The sequence below is a fragment of the Nonomuraea sp. NPDC001636 genome (assembly GCF_040298265.1).
GTDB lineage: Bacteria > Actinomycetota > Actinomycetes > Streptosporangiales > Streptosporangiaceae > Nonomuraea.
On record NZ_JBEOZT010000006.1, the window covers coordinates 167,243 to 183,732 of the forward strand.

A 16,490-nucleotide genomic window follows, 5' to 3' on the forward strand; every position below is an offset into this window, starting at 1 on the left:
GCGGCGAGGAGCGCCCGCCCTCGCCGCGGGCCCGGCTCTTTCCTGCTCCTTCGGGCCTGGTCAGGCGAAGTCGTAGCCGACGCGGACGCCGACCGTCAGCGTCTGGCGGCCGGGGCTGACCGAGGACGAGCTCTCGGCCGCCGCGGCCATCGCGACCAGCGGCTGGGGGCCGCCCCTGACCTCCTCGGAGATCGACACGACCGGGCCGAGCGGGCGTCCGGCCAGCTCGGCGTAGTGGGCGGCCTTGGTGGCGGCGTCCCTGAACGCCCTCGTCCTGGCCTCGCCGAGCACCGACGCCGGGTCGGACAGCTCGAAGGTCACGCCGTTGAGCCGGGCCTCCTCGCCCACGCCGGCGACCGTGTCGATGACGGCGTCGGCCCGCGACAGGTCCCTGACGACCACTTCGACGCCCTGGGCCGCCCGGTAGGCGGAGACCTTCGGGTAGACCTCGTACTCGGGGCCGAGCGAGAGCTCGACCGTGCGCACGTCGTGGGCCGCGACGCCGGCCCCGGCCAGCGCGTCGGCCAGCCGGGCCGCGGCGGCCCTGACCGCCGTGAACGCCTCGGACGCCGACGCCCTGCGCACCTCGACGCCCGCCAGCAACCGCAGGACGTCGGGCGCGGCCTGCACGCTGCCCTCACCGACGACGGAGATGTCCACGCCTAGCCCCCCTCGACTGGGTTCGCCTCGATCCTACGGGCGTGTCCTGCCCCCGCCCACGGCCGGTTCACCCGGCGGCTCACACGGCGGCTCACACAGCGTCGACGATCGCGCCCGGATCGTCCAGCTCGACCTGGTGCCCCGAGCGGGGCAGCAGCACCAGCTTGGCGTCGAGGCAGGCCGCCAGGCTCTGCCTGCGGGCGTCCCGGCCGCCCACGCCGAGCACGGTGACCGGGATGTCGGGAAAGGGATGGACGGCCCGGATGTCGCGGAGGTCGGCGGCCATGTCGCGGCGGGCCAGCCACTCCCCCGCCACCGCCGCGGGCACCTTGCCCATCCGGTACACGCCGAAGGGGTCGCCCATGCCCGTGACCAGGCGGTGCGCCGGCGGCCCGGCCAGGCGGGCCAGCACGTTCGCGCCCCACGTGCCGCCGAGCGCGGGCAGCCACGCGCCCAGGACGGCGGCGAGCGCGAGCGGCCGGCGCACGGGCGGCGGGCTGGGGTCCACCAGGACGAGCTTGGCCACGCAGAGCGGGTGCAACCGGGCGAACGCCTCGGCGTGCCAGCAGGACAGGCCGTGCGCGACCAGGGTGACCTGGGACGGCTGCGCGGGGGCCAGCGCGGCCAGCCGGGCCACCTCGCCGTACAGGGTGGGCCGGTCGGTCGCGGGCGGGCTGAGGCCGAGCCCGGGACGGTCGAAGCGGACGACCCGGTGGCAGGCGGCCAGGCCGGCGGCCACGGCGTCCCAGTGGAACCAGGCGCCGCCGAGACCCGCCGTGATGAGCACGCCGGGGCCCGCGCCCTGGTCGAGGACGTGCGGAGGGCCGGCGGGGGCCTCGTCGTCGTCGTGGACGAGCAGCCTGAGCGCCACGTACACGACCCAGACAGCGACCATCGTGAGCTGGATCCGGTGGGCGACGCCGGCCAGCCGCCCGGCGGCCAGGGCGGCCAGCATGAGCCCGGCGGCCCCCACGTTCAGGCCGGTGAACAACCACGACACCCACGAGCGCCAGCGTGCGGAGAGCACCGCCATCGCGGTCAGCAGGGCCGTCGTGGCCAGCGCGCCGGCCACCATGTGGAGCCGGTGCGAGACCCCCTCGCCGCGGCAGGAGGGGTCGCTGAGCACGGCGCAGTCGAGCGGGACCAGGCCGGAGACGACCGTCAGCAGCCCGAAGGCGGCCAGCGCCAGCCAGCCGGCCCACTCGCGCGCCACCCTGGGCAGCGTCGCCACGGCGGCCAGGCAGGCCAGCCCGGACAGCACGTCGCTGGCCCGGAACAGGCGCGTCCACGGCTGGTCGCGGGCGGCCAGCTCGCTCACGTAGCCGTCGGTCCGGTCCACGGCGGGCGTGGTGAACTGGCCGGTGATCCAGGCGCTGTACAGCACGGCCGCCACGATGAGCGCCGCGGCCGCGGCGACGAACAACCTTCGCTCCACGTGATGATTAGAACACCATCCGTGGTCAAAGGCCCGGGGCACCCCATACCGGGAACCATCGGCCGAGGTCGGCCTCCAGTGGCAGCTCGCCGTCCAGGACGCCTCTGGCCTGCAGTTCGAGGGCGTTGTCGCGCCTGTTCCCGGGCAGCGGCGCGAACGGGTAGAACGTGCCGCGCTTGTACAGGTAGACCACCGCCAGCCGCCGGCCCGCCGGATCGGCGAACGACACCAGCGAGCACAGCAACGAGGGCCCGAACCCGGCCGACTCCAGCGAGGAGTTGACCGCGTGCAGCTCGGTGACCAGGTCGCTGACGTCGTCCGGCGCGCGGCGGACCAGCAGCCAGGTGTAGCCGTAGCCGTCGTCGGACTCCTCGACGCGCCCGCCGAGCAGCGCCTTGACGTCGCTCTCCAGCGTGGCGAACGCGCCGCCCTCCGCCGCCCTGAACGACACCGAGCCGAGACCGGTGGGGACGAGACCGGTCGCGGCCTGGAGCGTCACGGCGGCGGACGGCAGCGCGAACAGCGCGTCGAGGTTGGGCTTGACCGGCTTGGACCGGCCCAGCAGCGAGTCGAGCCAGCCCATACGGCCTCAGCCCCTTCCGAGCTGCTTGGAGATGGACGCGAGCAGTTCGAGCCGGCGCTCCAGCGGCGGATGCGTGGAGAACAGGTTCGCCAGCGTCTCCCCCTTGGCCAGGGCCGGCGCGAAGTAGAAGGCGTTGAACGGCGCCGCCTCGCGCAGGTCGGTGGTCGGGATGCGGGCCATGTCGCCGGTGACCTTGGTCAGCGCGCTGGCCAGAGCCGAGGGACGCTGCGTGAGCAGCGCTCCGGCCCGGTCGGCGGCCAGCTCGCGGTAGCGGGACAGGGCTCTGGTGAGCAGGAAGCTGACGGCGTACACGACGAGCGAGACGAGCATGATGATCAGCCCGACCGGCACGCCGCCCTGGCCGTTGTCCCGGCGCCCGCCGAAGCCGGCGTACAGGGCGAACCTCGTCATCAGCCCGGCGACGATGCCGAGGAACGAGGCGATCGTCATGACGGCGACGTCGCGATGGGCGACGTGCGACAGCTCGTGCGCCAGGACGCCTTCGAGCTCCTGAGGCTCCAGGCGGCGCAGGATGCCCGTCGTCACGCAGACGACGGCCCGCTTCTGGTTGCGGCCGGTGGCGAAGGCGTTGGGGACGTCGGAGTCGGCGATCGCCACCCGCGGCTTGGGCATGTCCGCCAACGCGCACAGCCGGTCGATCAGGCCGTGGAGCTCGGGGGCCTCCTGTGGGGAGACCTCCCGTCCGTGCATCGCGAACAGGGCGATGCGGTCGGACAGGAAGTACTGCACCAGCAGCAGCCCCCCGGCGAGCACCAGCACGGTCAGCGCGCGCACGCCGAAGGCGATCAGCACGCCGACGAACGCCACGTAGAGCAACCCCAGCAGGAACATCGTCACGACCATGCGGCGGGTCAGGCCGCTGTCGGACGCGAACCGCGTGCCCACGGGACTCAGCCCGGGATGAGGCCTTGGTCGCCCAGCATCTCCCGGACCTCCTCGATCGAGGCGTCCGCGGGGGGAAGGATCAGCTCTGACGGCTCAAGGCTGTCGTCGGGAAGCGCCTTGCCCACATGGCGCACCTTGTCGAGCAACGCGTGCAGCTTGACGCGGAAGGCCCCCTCGTCACCGGTCTCGATGGCGGCCTCCAGCTCGCTGTCGAGCTCGTTGAGCACCGCGATGTCGTCCGCCGAGATCTCGACCTGGCCCTCGCCCATGATTCTGACGATCATGCGTTCTCCCCGGGCTGACGCAGCTGCTGGGTGTGACCCTGCTGCGGCTGGGCCTGCTGCTGGGGCTGCCCCTGCTCGATGGCGCTCTTGGGCGCCGGGCCCTGGCCCAGCTCGGCCTTCATCCGGGCCAGCTCCAGCTCGACGTCCATGCCGCCGCCCATGCGGTCGAGCTCGGCCTGGATGTCGTCGCCGCGGGTGCCGCTGAAGTCGTCGAGCGCGCCGCTGGCCAGCAGCTCGTCGATCGCGCCCGCCCGGGCCTGCATCTGCGCCGTCTTGTCCTCGGCGCGCTGGATCGCCAGGCCGACGTCGCCCATCTCCTCGGAGATGCCGGAGAACGCCTCGTTGATGCGCGTCTGGGCCTCGGCGGCGGTGTAGGTCGCCTTGATCGTCTCCTTCTTCGTGCGGAAGGAGTCGACCTTGGCCTGCAGCCGCTGGGAAGCCGTGGTCAGCTTCTCCTCCTCGGCCTGCAGGTTGTCGTGCTGGACCTTGAGGTCGGCCATCTGCCCCTGCAGATTGGACCGCCGCTGCAGGGCCTCGCGCGCGAGGTCCTCGCGCCCGACGGACAGCGCCTTGCGACCCTGGTCCTCGTAGCGCCTGGCCTGCGCCTCCAGGCCGTTGATCTGCAGTTCTACCCGCTTGCGCGAAGTGGCCACGTCGGCCACCCCTCGACGCACCTTCTGCAGCAACTCGAGCTGCCGCTGATAGGAGTAGTCAAGCGTCTCGCGCGGATCCTCCATCTTGTCCAGGGCCTTGTTGGCCTTGGACTTGAAGATCATCGAAAGTCTCTTCATCACGCTCATGCGCGTCGGCCGTCCCCTTCTAGGTCGTGCTGGTGTTCACCCAATGCAGCGCAGCCGCCTTGGGATTACCCTACGCATAACGCACGGGGGCGTCACTAAGTTGCAGTCCAGGTAGGGTTGACGTGTGTTGCGACGCCGATCCCAAACCTCCGTGGACGACACCCCCGTCCCCGTTGACGATCCTAAGCCCCAGGGTAAAGGTCGTCCCACACCCAAGCGCCGGGATGCCGAGGGCAGACGACGCCAGCCGGTCTCCGCGCCGAAGGACCGCAAGGAGGCCTATCGGCAGATGCGCGCCAAGCAGGCCGCCGAGCGCGACCGGGCCCGCAAGGGCATGCTCGCAGGTGACGAGCGTTATCTTCCGGTTCGCGACAAGGGTCCGGCGCGCAAGTTCGCCCGCGACTGGGTCGACTCGCGGCGCCTGCCCAGCCAGTACTTCCTGCCGTTCTCGCTACTGATCCTGCTGGCGACCTGGATCCCGTGGCCGATCGAGATCCGCGCCAAGGTGCTCAACATCGTGATCGCGGTCGGCTGGCCGATCATGATGGTCGGCGTCCTGGCCACCTCCCTCTACGTGGCGTGGAAGGTGAAGAAGGAGGTCGCGGCCAAGCTCCCGAACGAGAGCGTGAAGGGCGTCGGCTTCTACGCGGCGATGCGCGCTTTGCAGATCCGCAAGCTGCGCTTCCCGCCGCCCACGGTGCTGCCGGGCGGGAAGCCCGCGCCGCCCAAGAAGTAGCCCCGCTTTCCCGATTTTTCGGGAAAGCGACTTATCGGCGACGCCCGCGTGCCCATCACCGCCCGGTGGTGGGCACTCGTGCTTCCCGCCTTTCGCCGTACGTCCCCGCTCAGCGGGCCGGTTTCCAGCGCAGGACGCCGCCGGTGACCACAGGGCGGCGGCCGTCGATCGCGCCGCCCCGTTCGAGGGCGTCGGCGACGGTCCGCAGCAGCGTGTACGACGACCGCAGCCGCCTGCCCGTGACCCCGGCCACCGTCCCGTCGGCCGAGCTCACGGTGGCGTACGCGATGGCGCCGTCGGCGGCCGTGTAGGACAGGATCGGGATCAGCAGGCCGTCCCAGGACCCGGCCGGACGGCGGGCGCACATCTCGCGCCAGGCGTCCCTGATGCCGCGGACGGTGAGGTGGTCGCCCGCCCCGGGGCGGAAGCCCAGGACACCGGGGCCGCGCGCGCCGTTGTGGCGCAGCAGGGAAGCGCGCAGGGCGTCGGGGAAGTCCACGCCCATCTGCGACTCGGCCACGGCGATCGTGCGCGCCCTGACCGGGCCGCCGAGCGCGCGGTAGGTGCGGGGGGCGTTGCTCCTGAGCCAGCGTTCGATGCGCCGCCACTGGGCGTCCACGGCCCGCTTGACGTCGGGCGCGACCCTGCGGGGGTCGATCGGGCGGCGCCGGGGCGCGCAGTTGGGCGCCTGGGCCGCGGAGGCGGCGGGCGTGGGCTGCGCTGTCGCCACGGGCTCGGCCGGCGGCTCCACGGCCGTCACGGCCGTATCCGGTGTCACGGGCTCGGGGCCCGCCGGGGGCGGTTCCTCCTGCTCGGTGACGGCGCGCACGAGGGCCAGGGCGCCGCGCTGCACCGACGTCCCCATCAGGGCGAACCCCAGCGTCAGCGTCACGACGACCGCGACGGCCAGCCACGACAGGACCGTTCCCGCACGTCGGCGCCGCGGTGCGGGCGCCGGGACGGACGGCGGCGGCTCGGCCCGCGGCAGGCGGGCCCGGCGGCGCAACCGCACCGCGAGGGCGATCAGGACGGCCGCGGTGAGAGCCTGGCGGACGAGCTTGAGCACGTCGCGCACCCTATCCCGAATCGAATCGGCTCATGTGACGCTCTAAGGTCGAACGTATGGAATTCCGACACCTCGGCCGCAGCGGTCTCATGGTCAGCGAGATCAGCTACGGCAACTGGCTCACCCACGGCTCCCAGGTCGAGGAGGACGCCGCCAAGCTGTGCGTGCAGGCGGCGCTCGACGAGGGCATCACCACCTTCGACACCGCCGACGTCTACGCGGGGACGAAAGCCGAGGAGGTGCTCGGCCGGGCGCTCAAGGGCGTCCGCAGGGAGTCGCTGGAGATCTTCACCAAGGTCTACTGGCCCACCGGCCCCGGCAAGAACGACCGCGGGCTGTCCCGCAAGCACATCACCGAGTCGATCAACGCCTCGCTGCGCCGCCTCCAGACCGACTACGTCGACCTGTACCAGGCCCACCGCTTCGACAACGAGACGCCTCTTGAGGAGACCCTCAAGACGTTCGACGACCTCGTACGCCAGGGCAAGGTGCTCTACGTCGGCGTCAGCGAGTGGACGGCCGAGCAGATCGGCCGCGCGCTGAAGATCGCCGACGAGATGGGCTTCGACCGGATCGTGTCGAACCAGCCGCAGTACTCGATGTTGTGGCGGGTCATCGAGGCGGAGGTCGTGCCGCTGAGCGAGCGCGAGGGCCTCGGCCAGATCGTCTGGTCGCCGATCGCGCAGGGCGTGCTCACCGGCAAGTACCTGCCCGGCCGGCAGCCTCCGCAGGGCTCGCGGGCGACCGACGCGAGCGGCAGCGCCATGATCGCGCGGTACCTGAACGACGACGTGCTCACCCGCGTGCAGGAGCTGCGGCCCATCGCCGACGACCTCGGCCTGACCATGGCCCAGCTCGCCGTGGCGTGGGTGCTGCAGAACCCGAACGTCTCCAGCGCCATCGTCGGCGCCACCCGCCCCGAGCAGGTGCGCGACAACGTCAAGGCGGCCGGCGTCAAGCTGGAGGACGACGTGCTCAAGCGCATCGACGACGTGCTCGGCACGGTCGTGGAGCGCGACCCGGCCAAGACGGTGAGCCCCGCCATCCGTCCGTGACCCGGTAAGTCCATGACCCGGTGAAACGAAAAACCCCTTGAGCCACAATGCGCTCAAGGGGTTTCCGTTTTTTCGCGGATCACTCCGGACGCAATGACAATCCCGTGTATTCGACGCGGTCCTCGTCGAGCAGCGCCACCTGCTCGACGCCGGATTCGAGCAGCTCACGCCAGTTCTCCCCGAGCCAGGACTCCGCATCGGCCTGACTCGGGAAAACCTCTCGCGGCAAAGGGCGGTCCGTCACCTCACCACCATTTGCATTTTCATAACGCCACCGCCATGTCATGCCATACGCTCCTTCTCCGCGGGTTCGCCGGCGCCTTCCCTCCGACGGCACTGGAACCCTACTCCCGAGCTCGGAGGTCCATCGATGCTGCGCGCGGGCCGTGTTGCCGCGGCGGTCGTCCTGGGGGCGGCCGCCGTAGTCCTTCTCCCCTCCTCCGCGCTCGGCTCACCCTCCTCGCGGCCCGGCGGTCCCGCGCCGGGGGCCGTGCGGCTGTGGGGGGTCTGGCGCAGCGACGGCACGGCGTGGCTGGCGTCCACGGCCGCGTACCAGCCGGCGGACGGCTCGGTCGTCGGGTGGCGCTTCGGGGTCTCGGCCGACGGGTCGGTGGGCGAGCCGCCAGGGGGTGAGCTGCCGTCGTTCCCGGCGGTGTGCGTCCAGGACGCGGCCGGTTCCGGGCACAAGCGGGTGGCGGTCGCGGTGGACTTCGGGGACGGGGAGGGCGACGTCCCGCCCGGTGACCGGCCGCCGGCGCACCCGCTGCTGCGCTGCGTGACCGGCGCCGAGGACGCGACCGCCGCCCAGCTCCTGGCCTCGGCGGCCAGGGTCGGCGTGAACGGGCGCGGCGAGGTCGTGTCGGTCAGCGGCTACCCGTCCCAGGGCGCGGGGACGGCCCTCTCCCAGGGCGCGGGGACCGCCCCGTCCCAGGAGGCGGGCGTCGCCGAGCGTGCCGCCGCGCCCGCGAGCGCGTCCGGCGGGGTTCCGGCGCTGCTGATCGCGGGCGGCGCGGGGGCGCTGTTGCTGCTCGGCGGCGCCACGGCCCTGGCCGCCCGCCGCCGCCCCGGTGGGGCCGGTCGGGCCGGTCGCGCTGGTCGGTAGCCTCTGGGCGGTGAAGATTCTTCTCTCCGGAACCGGGGGTGCAGCGGGCTGGCCGGAGGACGGGTGCCCGTGCGCCTCGTGCGCCCGCCTCCCCCAGGGCCGTCGCCGCCCCTTCGAGCTGCTCGTGGACGACATGGCGCGGTTCCCCTTCACCGGCGGCGGCGCGTTCGGCGGCGGGCTCGGGCTGGTGACGGCCGACGGCGCGGCGGTGCTGTGCCTGCCGCCGGGCCGGGAGGCCCCCTCGGACGGTCCCGCCCGCTACGACGTCGTCGTACTGGACCTGCTGGACCGCCCGCAGCGGCTCGGTGAGCTGCGCCGCGCCGGGCTGGCCGACGAGCGGACGACCGTGGTGGCCGCGTGGCTGGACCACCGGATCAGGTCGGAGGAGGAGCTGGCCAGGCGGCTGCGGTTGTGGGGGGCGGTGGCCGTGCCGGACGGGACGGTCCTGGAGAGCGGCGGAACGGTCCGCGAGACGCCGCCGCGGCGGGCGTTGCTGCTCGGCGGGTCCAGGTCCGGCAAGTCGGCCGAGGCCGAGCTGCGGCTGGCGGCCGAGCCGTACGTCACCTATGTCGCCACCGGCGGCGACGGCGCGGCGGACGGCGAATGGGCGGCGCGGGTCCGGGCGCACCGGGAACGGCGGCCCGCTCACTGGGACACGGCCGAGACGACGGACCTGACCGAGGTCATCGCGACGGCGAGCACGCCCTTGCTGATCGACGGGCTGGGCACGTGGCTGGCGGCGGTGTTCGACGAGCACGGGGCCTGGGACGGCGACCGCACGCCGGTCGCCCGGCGCTGCGCGGAGCTGGTCGAGGCGTGGCGCGGCACGCCGGTGCCGCTCGTGGCGGTCTCGGACGAGGTGGGGATGGGCGTGGTGCCCGCCACGTCCGCCGGCCGGGCCTTCAGGGACGCGCTCGGCAGGCTCAACGAACGGCTCGCCGCCGAGTCCGAGTACGTCGCCCTGGTGGTCGCGGGACGTCTTCTGGAACTGTGACCCCGTGGCCCCCGGGAGCCGGGGCTACGGGCGTACGGCCCTGGCGTACCAGCGGCCGTCGAGGCGGTCGACGTGCAGCGGGCGGCCGAAGCACTCGGACAGCAGATCGGGGGTGAGCACCTCCGACACCGGCCCGGCGGCCAGCAGCCGCGAGTCGCGCATGAGCAGCGCGTGCGTGGTGGTCGCGGGCACCTCCTCCAGGTGGTGGGTCACCGTGACCGTGGTCAGCACCGGACGGGTGGCGGCCAGCTGCTCGACCGCGGTGATCAGGTCCTCGCGGGCCGGCAGGTCGAGCCCGGCGAACGGCTCGTCGAGCAGCAGCACGGCGGGCTCGGCCATGAGCGCCCTGGCCACCCTGACCCGGGCCCGCTCCCCTTGCGAGCACACCCGGAACGGGCGCTCGACCAGGTCCTTGCAGCCCAGGTCGGCCAGCAGGCGGGTGGCGCGCTCGCGCTCGTTGTCGCCGTACTTGTCCCACAGCGGGACGCTCGTGCCGGTGTGGCCGGTCAGGACCACCGTGTGGGCGGTGGCGCCCTCCTCCTCCAGCAGGTCTTCGTCGATCAGCCGCTGACTGGCCGCGACCAGGCCGATGTGGCGGCGCAGCTCCCGCAGGTCGACCCGGCCGAGCCGGTGGCCGAGCACGCTGACCGCGCCCTCGCTCGGGTGGCGCACCGCCCCGGCCAGCGAGAGCAGGGTGGTCTTGCCCGCGCCGTTGGGGCCGAGGATCACCCAGTGGTCGCCGTACGCCACCTGCCAGTCGATGCCGTCGAGCAGCGTTTTGCCGACAACCCGGACAGCTACACCTTCGAGTTCAAGCACGTGCATTCCCGCCACATTAGTCGGCCCTAGGATCGGTCGTTATGCCGCTTGCTGAGCTGACCCATGGGCTGCGCTTCGCGATCGGCATGCTCAGCGCCGTTCCCGTGCGGGTCGACAGGGTCGATCGGGAGGTCGCCGGGCCGGCCATGGTGGCGGCCCCCGCGATCGGGCTGGGGCTCGGCGCGGTGGCGGGCCTGGCGCTGCTGCTGCCGGGGCCGCCGCTGCTGGGCGCGGCGCTCGCGCTCGGGCTGCTCGCCGCGCTCACCCGCGGCCTGCACCTGGACGGGCTGGCCGACCTCGCCGACGGCCTGGGCAGCGGCCGGCCCGCCGAAGAGGCCCTCGACATCATGAAAAAGTCGGACATCGGGCCGTTCGGGGTGATGACGCTGGTCATCACGCTGCTCGTCCAGGCGGCGGCGCTGACCGGGGCCGGCTATCCCGCCCTGGTGACCGCCTGCGTGGCCGGGCGGCTGGCGCTCACCTGGGCGTGCCGGGCGGGGGTGCCCGCCGCGCGGCCCGGCGGGCTCGGGGCGATGGTGGCGGGCACCGTGAGCGATCCGGCGGCGTGGCTGGCCACGGCGGCCGCCCTGGCCGTGAGCGCCGGGCTGGGGCTGGCGGCCGGGACGTGGGCGCCGCCGGTCGCGCTGGCGGCCGGGCTCGGGGCGGCGCTGCTGCTGCTCCGGCACGCCCGGCGGCGGCTCGGCGGCGTCACGGGGGACGTGTTCGGCGCCCTGGTGGAGACCGGGACGGCGGCCGCGCTGGTGGTGTACGCGATCCTGCCCTGACCGGCTGACTGGCTGACCGGCGAACCGGCGGACCGCCCACGCGGTCGCCGCGCCCGGCTCCCGGCGCAGGCGGGGTCAGGCGACCGGCTGCGGGGCGCGGGCCGGGAGGCGGCGCAGGAGCACCACGCACAGCAGCGCGAGCGGCACCCAGCCGACCAGCCCGGTGAGCCCGGACACCGCGGTGTCGGGCGGGGCCGCGGCGTCCCCGAGCAGCAGCACGGCGGGCAGCACCGCGTTCAGCGAGCCGTGCGCGACCACGCAGGGCCACACGCTGCCCGTACGCAGCCGCAGCCAGCCGATCGCGATGCCGGCCAGCACGCAGAAGCCGATGAACTGCAGCGCCGCCCACGACCCGAGGCTCGGGTAGTTGTAGCCGAGCAGGGTGAGCGGGGCGTGCCACAGCCCCCAGATCGCGCCGGACAGCGCCAGGCCGCCGATCGGGCCGTACGTGGCGGACAGCCGGGGCAGCAGCCAGCCGCGCCAGCCCCACTCCTCGCCCAGCGCCGGGACCGCGTTCAGCACCGGGCCCGCCAGCACGCCGATGGCGATCTGCAGGTAGAGCGCCGGGCCCGGGTCGGCCGGCGGCTGCACGCCCGCGGCCGCGAGCTGGGCCCGGAACAGGCTGAACCGGTCGAGGTCGAGCGGGAACAGCCCGACGACGGTGCTGAGCCCGGCGCAGACGGCGATCAGCAGCGGCACGCCCAGCCAGGCGGCCAGCACGTACCGGCCGGTGCGGCCCTTGCTCTCGCCCAGCGTCAGGCCGGTCTCGGCGGCCCAGCGCCGCCAGGGCGCGCGCGACAGCGCCCACACCCCGAGCACCCCGGCGGCCGGCGTGAACATCATGACCGCGGCCAGCCCCTTGGCCGCGGGCGAGCCCAGGCCCGCGCCGAGCCAGATGGGCAGCGCCACCAGCCAGGACAGCCCGAAGGCGAGGACGAGGAAGACGGGAAGCTGTTTTCTCATGACCGTGCACGCTCCGCGACGAGGGCGTTGATGAGGGACGCGCCGCGCTCGGCGTCGTCGATGCTGATCGCCAGCCGCCCGCCGGAGCGGTAGCCGATGACCAGGCACTCGCCGCCGCGCAGCATGATGGTGGCCGCGCCGGGCAGGCCGCGGAAGCCCCAGCCGCCGACCTCGCTCGGCCTGCGGTCCTCGGTCCAGGCCCGGTCGATGCGCGACAGCGGGATCCTGCGCGCCGGGACGCCGAGCGGCCCGAAGCCGATGACGAGCGCGTCGTCGCCGACCCGTACGGACAGCGTCGCCGTCGCCAGCCCAGCGACCAGTACGATCACGGCGCCGGGCAGGGCGGAGGCCAGGGTCGCCGCCGACACGACGCCGGCCAGGCGCAGCCCGCAGAGCGCGACGACCGCCGCCGCGGCCACCAGCGTCAGCGCGACCAGCCAGGGGTTGACCAGCCGGCTGACCCAGACCGTACGGCGGCCGGGCCGCAGCTTCAGCGCCGGGGGCGGCTGCACCGCCTCGACCGGGTCGGGCCCGCCCCTGCCGAGGTAACCGGCGAGCACGCCCACGCCGATGGAGCCGAAGAGAACCAGCGGGACGTGCCAGCCCGGCAGGCTCGCGGCCGTCCAGTCGGGCACGTCGAGGTTGGCCGCCAGCGTGGAGGACTGCGTGCCGAGCATCAGGACGCCGCCGCCGAACAGGCCGCCCCACCACAGCGCCCGCCCGTTGCGGTGCCGCAGCGCCCAGCCCCGCGCGGCGACGGCCAGGAACGCGATCCACACCGCGGTCCACACCGCCGCCACGGTCAGCACGTGGGCCTGGAAGGACGCCGAGCCGTCGACCCCCGCCGCGCCCCAGTGGGTGGCCAGCGGGTCGGGCAACCGGTCGCGCAGCCCCATGGGGGCCAGGAGCAGGGCCGCCGTGACGGCCGCGCCCCACCCGGCCGCTGGGATTCGGGGGTTCATGGCAGATCCTCCAGGATGGTGATGAGGTCCTCACGGCGGTAGCCGTGCCTCTCGGCCTCCTCCAGCAGCTCCCGGGCGCGCTGCACGAGCAGCGCGCGCCCGTCGGCCTGGCCCGCGACGCTGACCCCGCGCCCCCGCCTGAACTCCAGCAGCCCCTCGTCGCGCAGGTCGCGCAGCGCGCGCAGCACGGTGTTGGGGTTGATGCCGAGCGCCCTGGCGAGGTCGCGGGCCGGCGGAAGGCGGTCACCGGGCGTGTAGGAGCCCTCGCCGATGGCGCGGCGGATGGCGCCGGCCACCTGTTCGTGGAGGGGCCGTGCGTCGTTGAGATCGAGCGCTAGCAACATGATGCTAATGAGACTAGCACCATGAAACAGAATGCACCCGACCAGCATTTGTAGGATGAACCCCTGTTTGTGAGTACGCAGAAACCGTGGATAGCATCGGTTTACGTGACCACTGTGCGGCTGAACTCAGCAGACCCAGTCTCTGTCGACACCGACGCCCTGATCGTCGGCTTCCGGCCCGGCCAGGACGGCCCCCGCCCGGCCACGGGCGCTGAGTCCCTCGACGCGGCTTTCGGCGGCAACCTCGCCACCTCCCTCAGCTCGCTCGGCTTCTCCGGCAAACCCGGAGAGCTGGCCAAGCTGCCCACGTTCGGCGCCGTCCAGGCCCCGGTGCTCGTCGCCGTCGGCCTGGGCGACTCCTCCGACCACGAGTCCCTCCGCCGCGCCGCCGGTGCCGCCGTGCGGTCGCTGGCCGGCACCGCGCGCGCCGCGCTGGCCCTGCCGGCCGACGACGACGCCCAGGCCGAGGCCGTCGCCCTGGGCGCGCTGCTCGGCGCGTACGGCTTCGACCGCTACCGCACGGGCGAGCCGCCGAAGGCCCCCGTCTCCGAGATCACCGTCCTGTCCGGGCAGGGCGGGTCCGCCGCCGCGCGGGCCGGCGTGCTGGCCGAGTCGGTCTCGCTCGTCCGCGACCTGGTCAACACGCCGCCGTCCGACCTGTGGCCGGCCAAGTTCGCCGAGATCGCCGAGCAGGAGGGCGCCAAGCACGGGCTGACCGTCGAGGTCCTCGACGAGAAGCAGCTCAAGGACGGCGGCTACGGCGGCCTGGTCGGCGTCGGCCAGGGCTCGGTCAACCCGCCGCGCCTGGTCCGCGTCGCCTACAGCCACCCCGAGGCGGGCAAGACGCTGGCGTTCGTGGGCAAGGGCATCACGTTCGACTCCGGCGGCCTGTCGCTCAAGCCGTCGGCCGCCATGGACTGGATGAAGTCCGACATGGGCGGCGCGGGCGCCGTGCTCGGCGCGCTGATCGGCATCGCCCGGCTCGGCCTGCCGGTCAACGTCGTCGGCTACCTCTGCCTGGCCGAGAACCTGCCGAGCGGCACCGCCCAGCGCCCCTCCGACGTCATCCACAGCTACAGCGGCAAGACCGTCGAGGTGCTCGACACCGACGCCGAGGGCCGCCTGGTGCTCATGGACGGCATCGCGCGCGCCGCCGAGGACGACCCCGACCTGATCGTCGACATCGCCACGCTGACCGGCGCGCAGATCGTCGCGCTCGGCTGGCGCACCGCGGGCGTCATGGCCAACGACGACGCCGTCCGCGAGCTGGTCGTCGAGGCCGCCACCGCCGCGGGCGAGGGCGCCTGGGGCATGCCGCTGCCGGAGGAGCTGCGCAAGGGCCTCGACTCGCCGGTCGCCGACATCGCCAACCTCCACCCCGAGCGCTTCGGCGGCATGCTCACCGCCGCCATCTTCCTCAAGGAGTTCGTGCCCGACGGGGTGCGCTGGGCGCACATCGACATGGCCGGACCGGCCTTCAACAAGGGCGAGGCGTACGGCTACACCCCCAAGGGCGGCACCGGCGCCATCACCCGCACCCTCATCGGACTCGCAGAGCGGCACGCGAGCATCTGAAACAAATGAAAAGATGACGGCATCACGAACACCCCGACAAGGAGCCTTCCTGTGGCCTATGACATCGTCGTCCTAGGTGGCGGCAGCGGCGGTTACGCCTGCGCCCTCCGGGCGGCCGAGCTGGGCAAGTCGGTCGTCCTCATCGAAAAGGACAAGATCGGCGGCACCTGCCTCCACAGGGGATGCATCCCCACGAAGGCCCTGCTGCACTCGGCCGAGGTCGCCGACGAGACCCGCGAGAGCGCGTCCTTCGGCGTCAAGGCGAGCTTCGAGGGCATCGACGTCCAGGGCGTGCACGCGTTCAAGGACAAGATCGTCACGCGGGCCTGGAAGGGCGTCCAGGGCCTGCTCAAGGGCGCGGGCGTGACGGTGGTCGAGGGCGAGGGCCGGCTGGTGGGCCCGCGCAGCGTGCAGGTGGGCTCGGAGGTCTACGAGGGCGCCAACCTCGTGCTGGCCACCGGCTCGGCCCCCCGCACGCTGCCCGGCCTGGAGATCGACGGCGAGCGCGTCATCACCAGCGAGCACACCCTGAAGATGGACCGGGTGCCGTCGTCGGTGATCGTCCTGGGCGGCGGCGTGATCGGCGTCGAGCTGGCCAGCGTCTACCGCTCCTTCGGCGCCGAGGTCACCATCGTCGAGGCGCTGCCGCACCTGCTGCCGACCGAGGAGGAGTCCAGCTCCAAGCTGCTGGAGCGGGCCTTCCGCCGCCGCGGCATCAAGTACGAGCTGGGCGTCTTCTTCGACTCCGCCAAGACCACCGAGACGGGCGTCGTCGTCACCCTGGCCAACGGCAAGACCCTCGACGCCGAGATCCTGCTCGTCGCGGTCGGCCGCGGCGCGGTGTCGGCCGGCATGGGCTTCGAGGAGCAGGGCGTCACGGTCGAGCGCGGCGCCGTCGTGGTCGACGAGCACTGCCAGACCTCGGTCCCCGGCGTCTACGCCATCGGCGACCTGATCCCCACGCTGCAGCTGGCCCACGCCGGGTTCGCCGAGGGCATCATGGTGGCCGAGCACATCGCCGGCCTCAACCCGCCGCCGATCGACTACGCCGGCGTGCCCCGCATCACCTACTCCGACCCCGAGGTCGCCTCGGTCGGCATCACGTCGGCGCAGGCCGCCGAGCGCGGCATCGAGATCGTCGAGCAGGTCTACGACCTGGCCGGCAACCCCAAGAGCCAGATCCTCGGCACCTCCGGAGCGGTGAAGGTCATCGCCCAGAAGGACGGCCCGGTCGTCGGCGTCCACATGGTGGGCCGGCGCATCGGCGAGCTCGTCACGGAAGGCCAGCTGATCTACAACTGGGAGGCGCTGCCCGCAGAGGTCGCCCAGCTCATCCATGCACATCCGACCCAGTCCGAGGCAGTCGGTGAGGCGATGCTGGCCCTGGCCGGCAAGCCGTTGCACGTACACAACTAGTCCAG

19 protein-coding genes are annotated in these 16,490 nt (G+C 73.3%); 7 read left to right on the forward strand and 12 right to left on the reverse strand.

What is annotated here, in order from left to right:
* Positions 1-60: 60 nt before the first annotated feature.
* The 6 genes from ABT158_RS14895 to ABT158_RS14920 form a co-directional block, all read right to left on the reverse strand.
* On the reverse strand, positions 61-660 hold the full coding sequence (locus ABT158_RS14895) for an SIMPL domain-containing protein (protein ID WP_352353351.1): 600 nt from the start codon (positions 658-660) through the stop codon (positions 61-63).
* Positions 661-751: 91 nt separating this feature from the next.
* Positions 752-2,095 (reverse strand): alpha/beta fold hydrolase, encoded by a 1,344-nt coding sequence (locus ABT158_RS14900; protein WP_352353353.1) that lies wholly within the window; start codon positions 2,093-2,095, stop codon positions 752-754.
* Between the two features lie 25 nt (positions 2,096-2,120).
* A complete protein-coding gene (pspAB, locus tag ABT158_RS14905) occupies positions 2,121-2,678 on the reverse strand; it encodes a PspA-associated protein PspAB (RefSeq protein ID WP_352323078.1) in 558 nt (185 codons plus the stop codon).
* Between the two features lie 6 nt (positions 2,679-2,684).
* Positions 2,685-3,584 (reverse strand): zinc metalloprotease HtpX, encoded by a 900-nt coding sequence (gene htpX, locus ABT158_RS14910; RefSeq protein ID WP_352353355.1) that lies wholly within the window; start codon positions 3,582-3,584, stop codon positions 2,685-2,687.
* Positions 3,585-3,589: 5 nt separating this feature from the next.
* Positions 3,590-3,868 carry a PspA-associated protein PspAA gene (pspAA, locus tag ABT158_RS14915; protein ID WP_352353357.1) on the reverse strand — a complete coding sequence of 93 codons (279 nt, stop codon included), beginning with the start codon at positions 3,866-3,868 and terminating at the stop codon, positions 3,590-3,592.
* Complete coding sequence (locus ABT158_RS14920) at positions 3,865-4,668, reverse strand: PspA/IM30 family protein (RefSeq protein WP_352323075.1); 804 nt, start codon at positions 4,666-4,668, stop codon at positions 3,865-3,867. Before ABT158_RS14920 ends, pspAA begins: the two co-directional genes overlap by 4 nt.
* Positions 4,669-4,819: 151 nt before the next feature.
* On the opposite strand from ABT158_RS14920, the gene ABT158_RS14925 reads away from it, so the two are divergent.
* On the forward strand, positions 4,820-5,404 hold the full coding sequence (locus ABT158_RS14925) for a DUF3043 domain-containing protein (protein ID WP_352353359.1): 585 nt from the start codon (positions 4,820-4,822) through the stop codon (positions 5,402-5,404).
* Between the two features lie 109 nt (positions 5,405-5,513).
* On the opposite strand, the gene ABT158_RS14930 is transcribed toward ABT158_RS14925, so the two are convergent.
* On the reverse strand, positions 5,514-6,470 hold the full coding sequence (locus ABT158_RS14930; RefSeq protein ID WP_352353361.1) for an SMI1/KNR4 family protein: 957 nt from the start codon (positions 6,468-6,470) through the stop codon (positions 5,514-5,516).
* A gap of 56 nt (positions 6,471-6,526) precedes the next feature.
* Here ABT158_RS14930 and ABT158_RS14935 point away from each other — a divergent pair, with 56 nt between their 5' ends.
* On the forward strand, positions 6,527-7,525 hold the full coding sequence (locus ABT158_RS14935) for an aldo/keto reductase family protein (RefSeq protein WP_352353363.1): 999 nt from the start codon (positions 6,527-6,529) through the stop codon (positions 7,523-7,525).
* Between the two features lie 79 nt (positions 7,526-7,604).
* Here ABT158_RS14935 and ABT158_RS14940 read toward each other — a convergent pair whose 3' ends face one another.
* Entirely contained in the window at positions 7,605-7,811 is a 207-nt protein-coding gene (locus tag ABT158_RS14940) for a hypothetical protein (RefSeq protein ID WP_352323071.1), read from the reverse strand.
* An 84-nt stretch (positions 7,812-7,895) separates the two neighbouring features.
* Between ABT158_RS14940 and ABT158_RS14945 the strand changes: the two genes are divergently transcribed.
* On the forward strand, positions 7,896-8,627 hold the full coding sequence (locus tag ABT158_RS14945) for an SCO2322 family protein (protein ID WP_352353365.1): 732 nt from the start codon (positions 7,896-7,898) through the stop codon (positions 8,625-8,627).
* Positions 8,628-8,637: 10 nt separating this feature from the next.
* The gene (locus ABT158_RS14950) at positions 8,638-9,621 is read left to right on the forward strand and encodes a bifunctional adenosylcobinamide kinase/adenosylcobinamide-phosphate guanylyltransferase (RefSeq protein ID WP_352353367.1); all 984 of its coding nucleotides are present in this window, start codon (positions 8,638-8,640) and stop codon (positions 9,619-9,621) included.
* Positions 9,622-9,645: 24 nt separating this feature from the next.
* Here ABT158_RS14950 and ABT158_RS14955 read toward each other — a convergent pair whose 3' ends face one another.
* Positions 9,646-10,446, reverse strand: a complete 801-nt coding sequence (locus ABT158_RS14955) for an ABC transporter ATP-binding protein (protein ID WP_352353369.1) — start codon at positions 10,444-10,446, stop codon at positions 9,646-9,648.
* 35 nt (positions 10,447-10,481) lie between these two features.
* Between ABT158_RS14955 and ABT158_RS14960 the strand changes: the two genes are divergently transcribed.
* Positions 10,482-11,225, forward strand: coding sequence for an adenosylcobinamide-GDP ribazoletransferase (locus tag ABT158_RS14960; RefSeq protein ID WP_352353371.1), 744 nt, complete (start codon positions 10,482-10,484; stop codon positions 11,223-11,225).
* 75 nt (positions 11,226-11,300) lie between these two features.
* Here the strand turns inward: ABT158_RS14960 and ABT158_RS14965 are convergent, their stop codons facing one another.
* Genes ABT158_RS14965 through ABT158_RS14975 form a run of 3 tightly spaced genes read right to left on the reverse strand, consistent with a single transcriptional unit; the run spans position 11,301 to position 13,494 of the window.
* A complete protein-coding gene (locus ABT158_RS14965) occupies positions 11,301-12,188 on the reverse strand; it encodes a CPBP family intramembrane glutamic endopeptidase (protein WP_352353373.1) in 888 nt (295 codons plus the stop codon).
* The gene (locus tag ABT158_RS14970; RefSeq protein WP_352353375.1) at positions 12,185-13,150 is read right to left on the reverse strand and encodes a hypothetical protein; all 966 of its coding nucleotides are present in this window, start codon (positions 13,148-13,150) and stop codon (positions 12,185-12,187) included. Before ABT158_RS14970 ends, ABT158_RS14965 begins: the two co-directional genes overlap by 4 nt.
* Positions 13,147-13,494 (reverse strand): GntR family transcriptional regulator, encoded by a 348-nt coding sequence (locus ABT158_RS14975; protein ID WP_352353377.1) that lies wholly within the window; start codon positions 13,492-13,494, stop codon positions 13,147-13,149. The genes ABT158_RS14970 and ABT158_RS14975 overlap by 4 nt, the downstream gene beginning before the upstream one ends.
* Before the next feature lie 105 nt (positions 13,495-13,599).
* On the opposite strand from ABT158_RS14975, the gene ABT158_RS14980 reads away from it, so the two are divergent.
* Together ABT158_RS14980 and lpdA are read left to right on the forward strand one after the other, a co-directional pair.
* Positions 13,600-15,069 carry a leucyl aminopeptidase gene (locus ABT158_RS14980; RefSeq protein WP_352353379.1) on the forward strand — a complete coding sequence of 490 codons (1,470 nt, stop codon included), beginning with the start codon at positions 13,600-13,602 and terminating at the stop codon, positions 15,067-15,069.
* Between the two features lie 51 nt (positions 15,070-15,120).
* Positions 15,121-16,485 carry a dihydrolipoyl dehydrogenase gene (gene lpdA, locus ABT158_RS14985; protein WP_352353381.1) on the forward strand — a complete coding sequence of 455 codons (1,365 nt, stop codon included), beginning with the start codon at positions 15,121-15,123 and terminating at the stop codon, positions 16,483-16,485.
* Positions 16,486-16,490 lie beyond the last annotated feature (5 nt).

What these genes read in the sequence shown, in the direction of transcription:
- pspAA (WP_352353357.1), bottom strand. Translation starts at nt 3,868, where the DNA reads ATGATCGTCAGAATCATGGGCGAGGGCCAGGTCGAGATCTCGGCGGAC.
- ABT158_RS14970 (WP_352353375.1), bottom strand. Translation starts at nt 13,150, where the DNA reads ATGAACCCCCGAATCCCAGCGGCCGGGTGGGGCGCGGCCGTCACGGCG.
- ABT158_RS14975 (WP_352353377.1), bottom strand. Translation starts at nt 13,494, where the DNA reads ATGTTGCTAGCGCTCGATCTCAACGACGCACGGCCCCTCCACGAACAG.
- ABT158_RS14945 (WP_352353365.1), top strand. Translation starts at nt 7,896, where the DNA reads ATGCTGCGCGCGGGCCGTGTTGCCGCGGCGGTCGTCCTGGGGGCGGCC.
- ABT158_RS14955 (WP_352353369.1), bottom strand. Translation starts at nt 10,446, where the DNA reads ATGCACGTGCTTGAACTCGAAGGTGTAGCTGTCCGGGTTGTCGGCAAA.
- ABT158_RS14940 (WP_352323071.1), bottom strand. Translation starts at nt 7,811, where the DNA reads ATGACATGGCGGTGGCGTTATGAAAATGCAAATGGTGGTGAGGTGACG.
- ABT158_RS14960 (WP_352353371.1), top strand. Translation starts at nt 10,482, where the DNA reads ATGCCGCTTGCTGAGCTGACCCATGGGCTGCGCTTCGCGATCGGCATG.
- pspAB (WP_352323078.1), bottom strand. Translation starts at nt 2,678, where the DNA reads ATGGGCTGGCTCGACTCGCTGCTGGGCCGGTCCAAGCCGGTCAAGCCC.
- ABT158_RS14935 (WP_352353363.1), top strand. Translation starts at nt 6,527, where the DNA reads ATGGAATTCCGACACCTCGGCCGCAGCGGTCTCATGGTCAGCGAGATC.
- ABT158_RS14920 (WP_352323075.1), bottom strand. Translation starts at nt 4,668, where the DNA reads ATGAGCGTGATGAAGAGACTTTCGATGATCTTCAAGTCCAAGGCCAAC.
- ABT158_RS14965 (WP_352353373.1), bottom strand. Translation starts at nt 12,188, where the DNA reads ATGAGAAAACAGCTTCCCGTCTTCCTCGTCCTCGCCTTCGGGCTGTCC.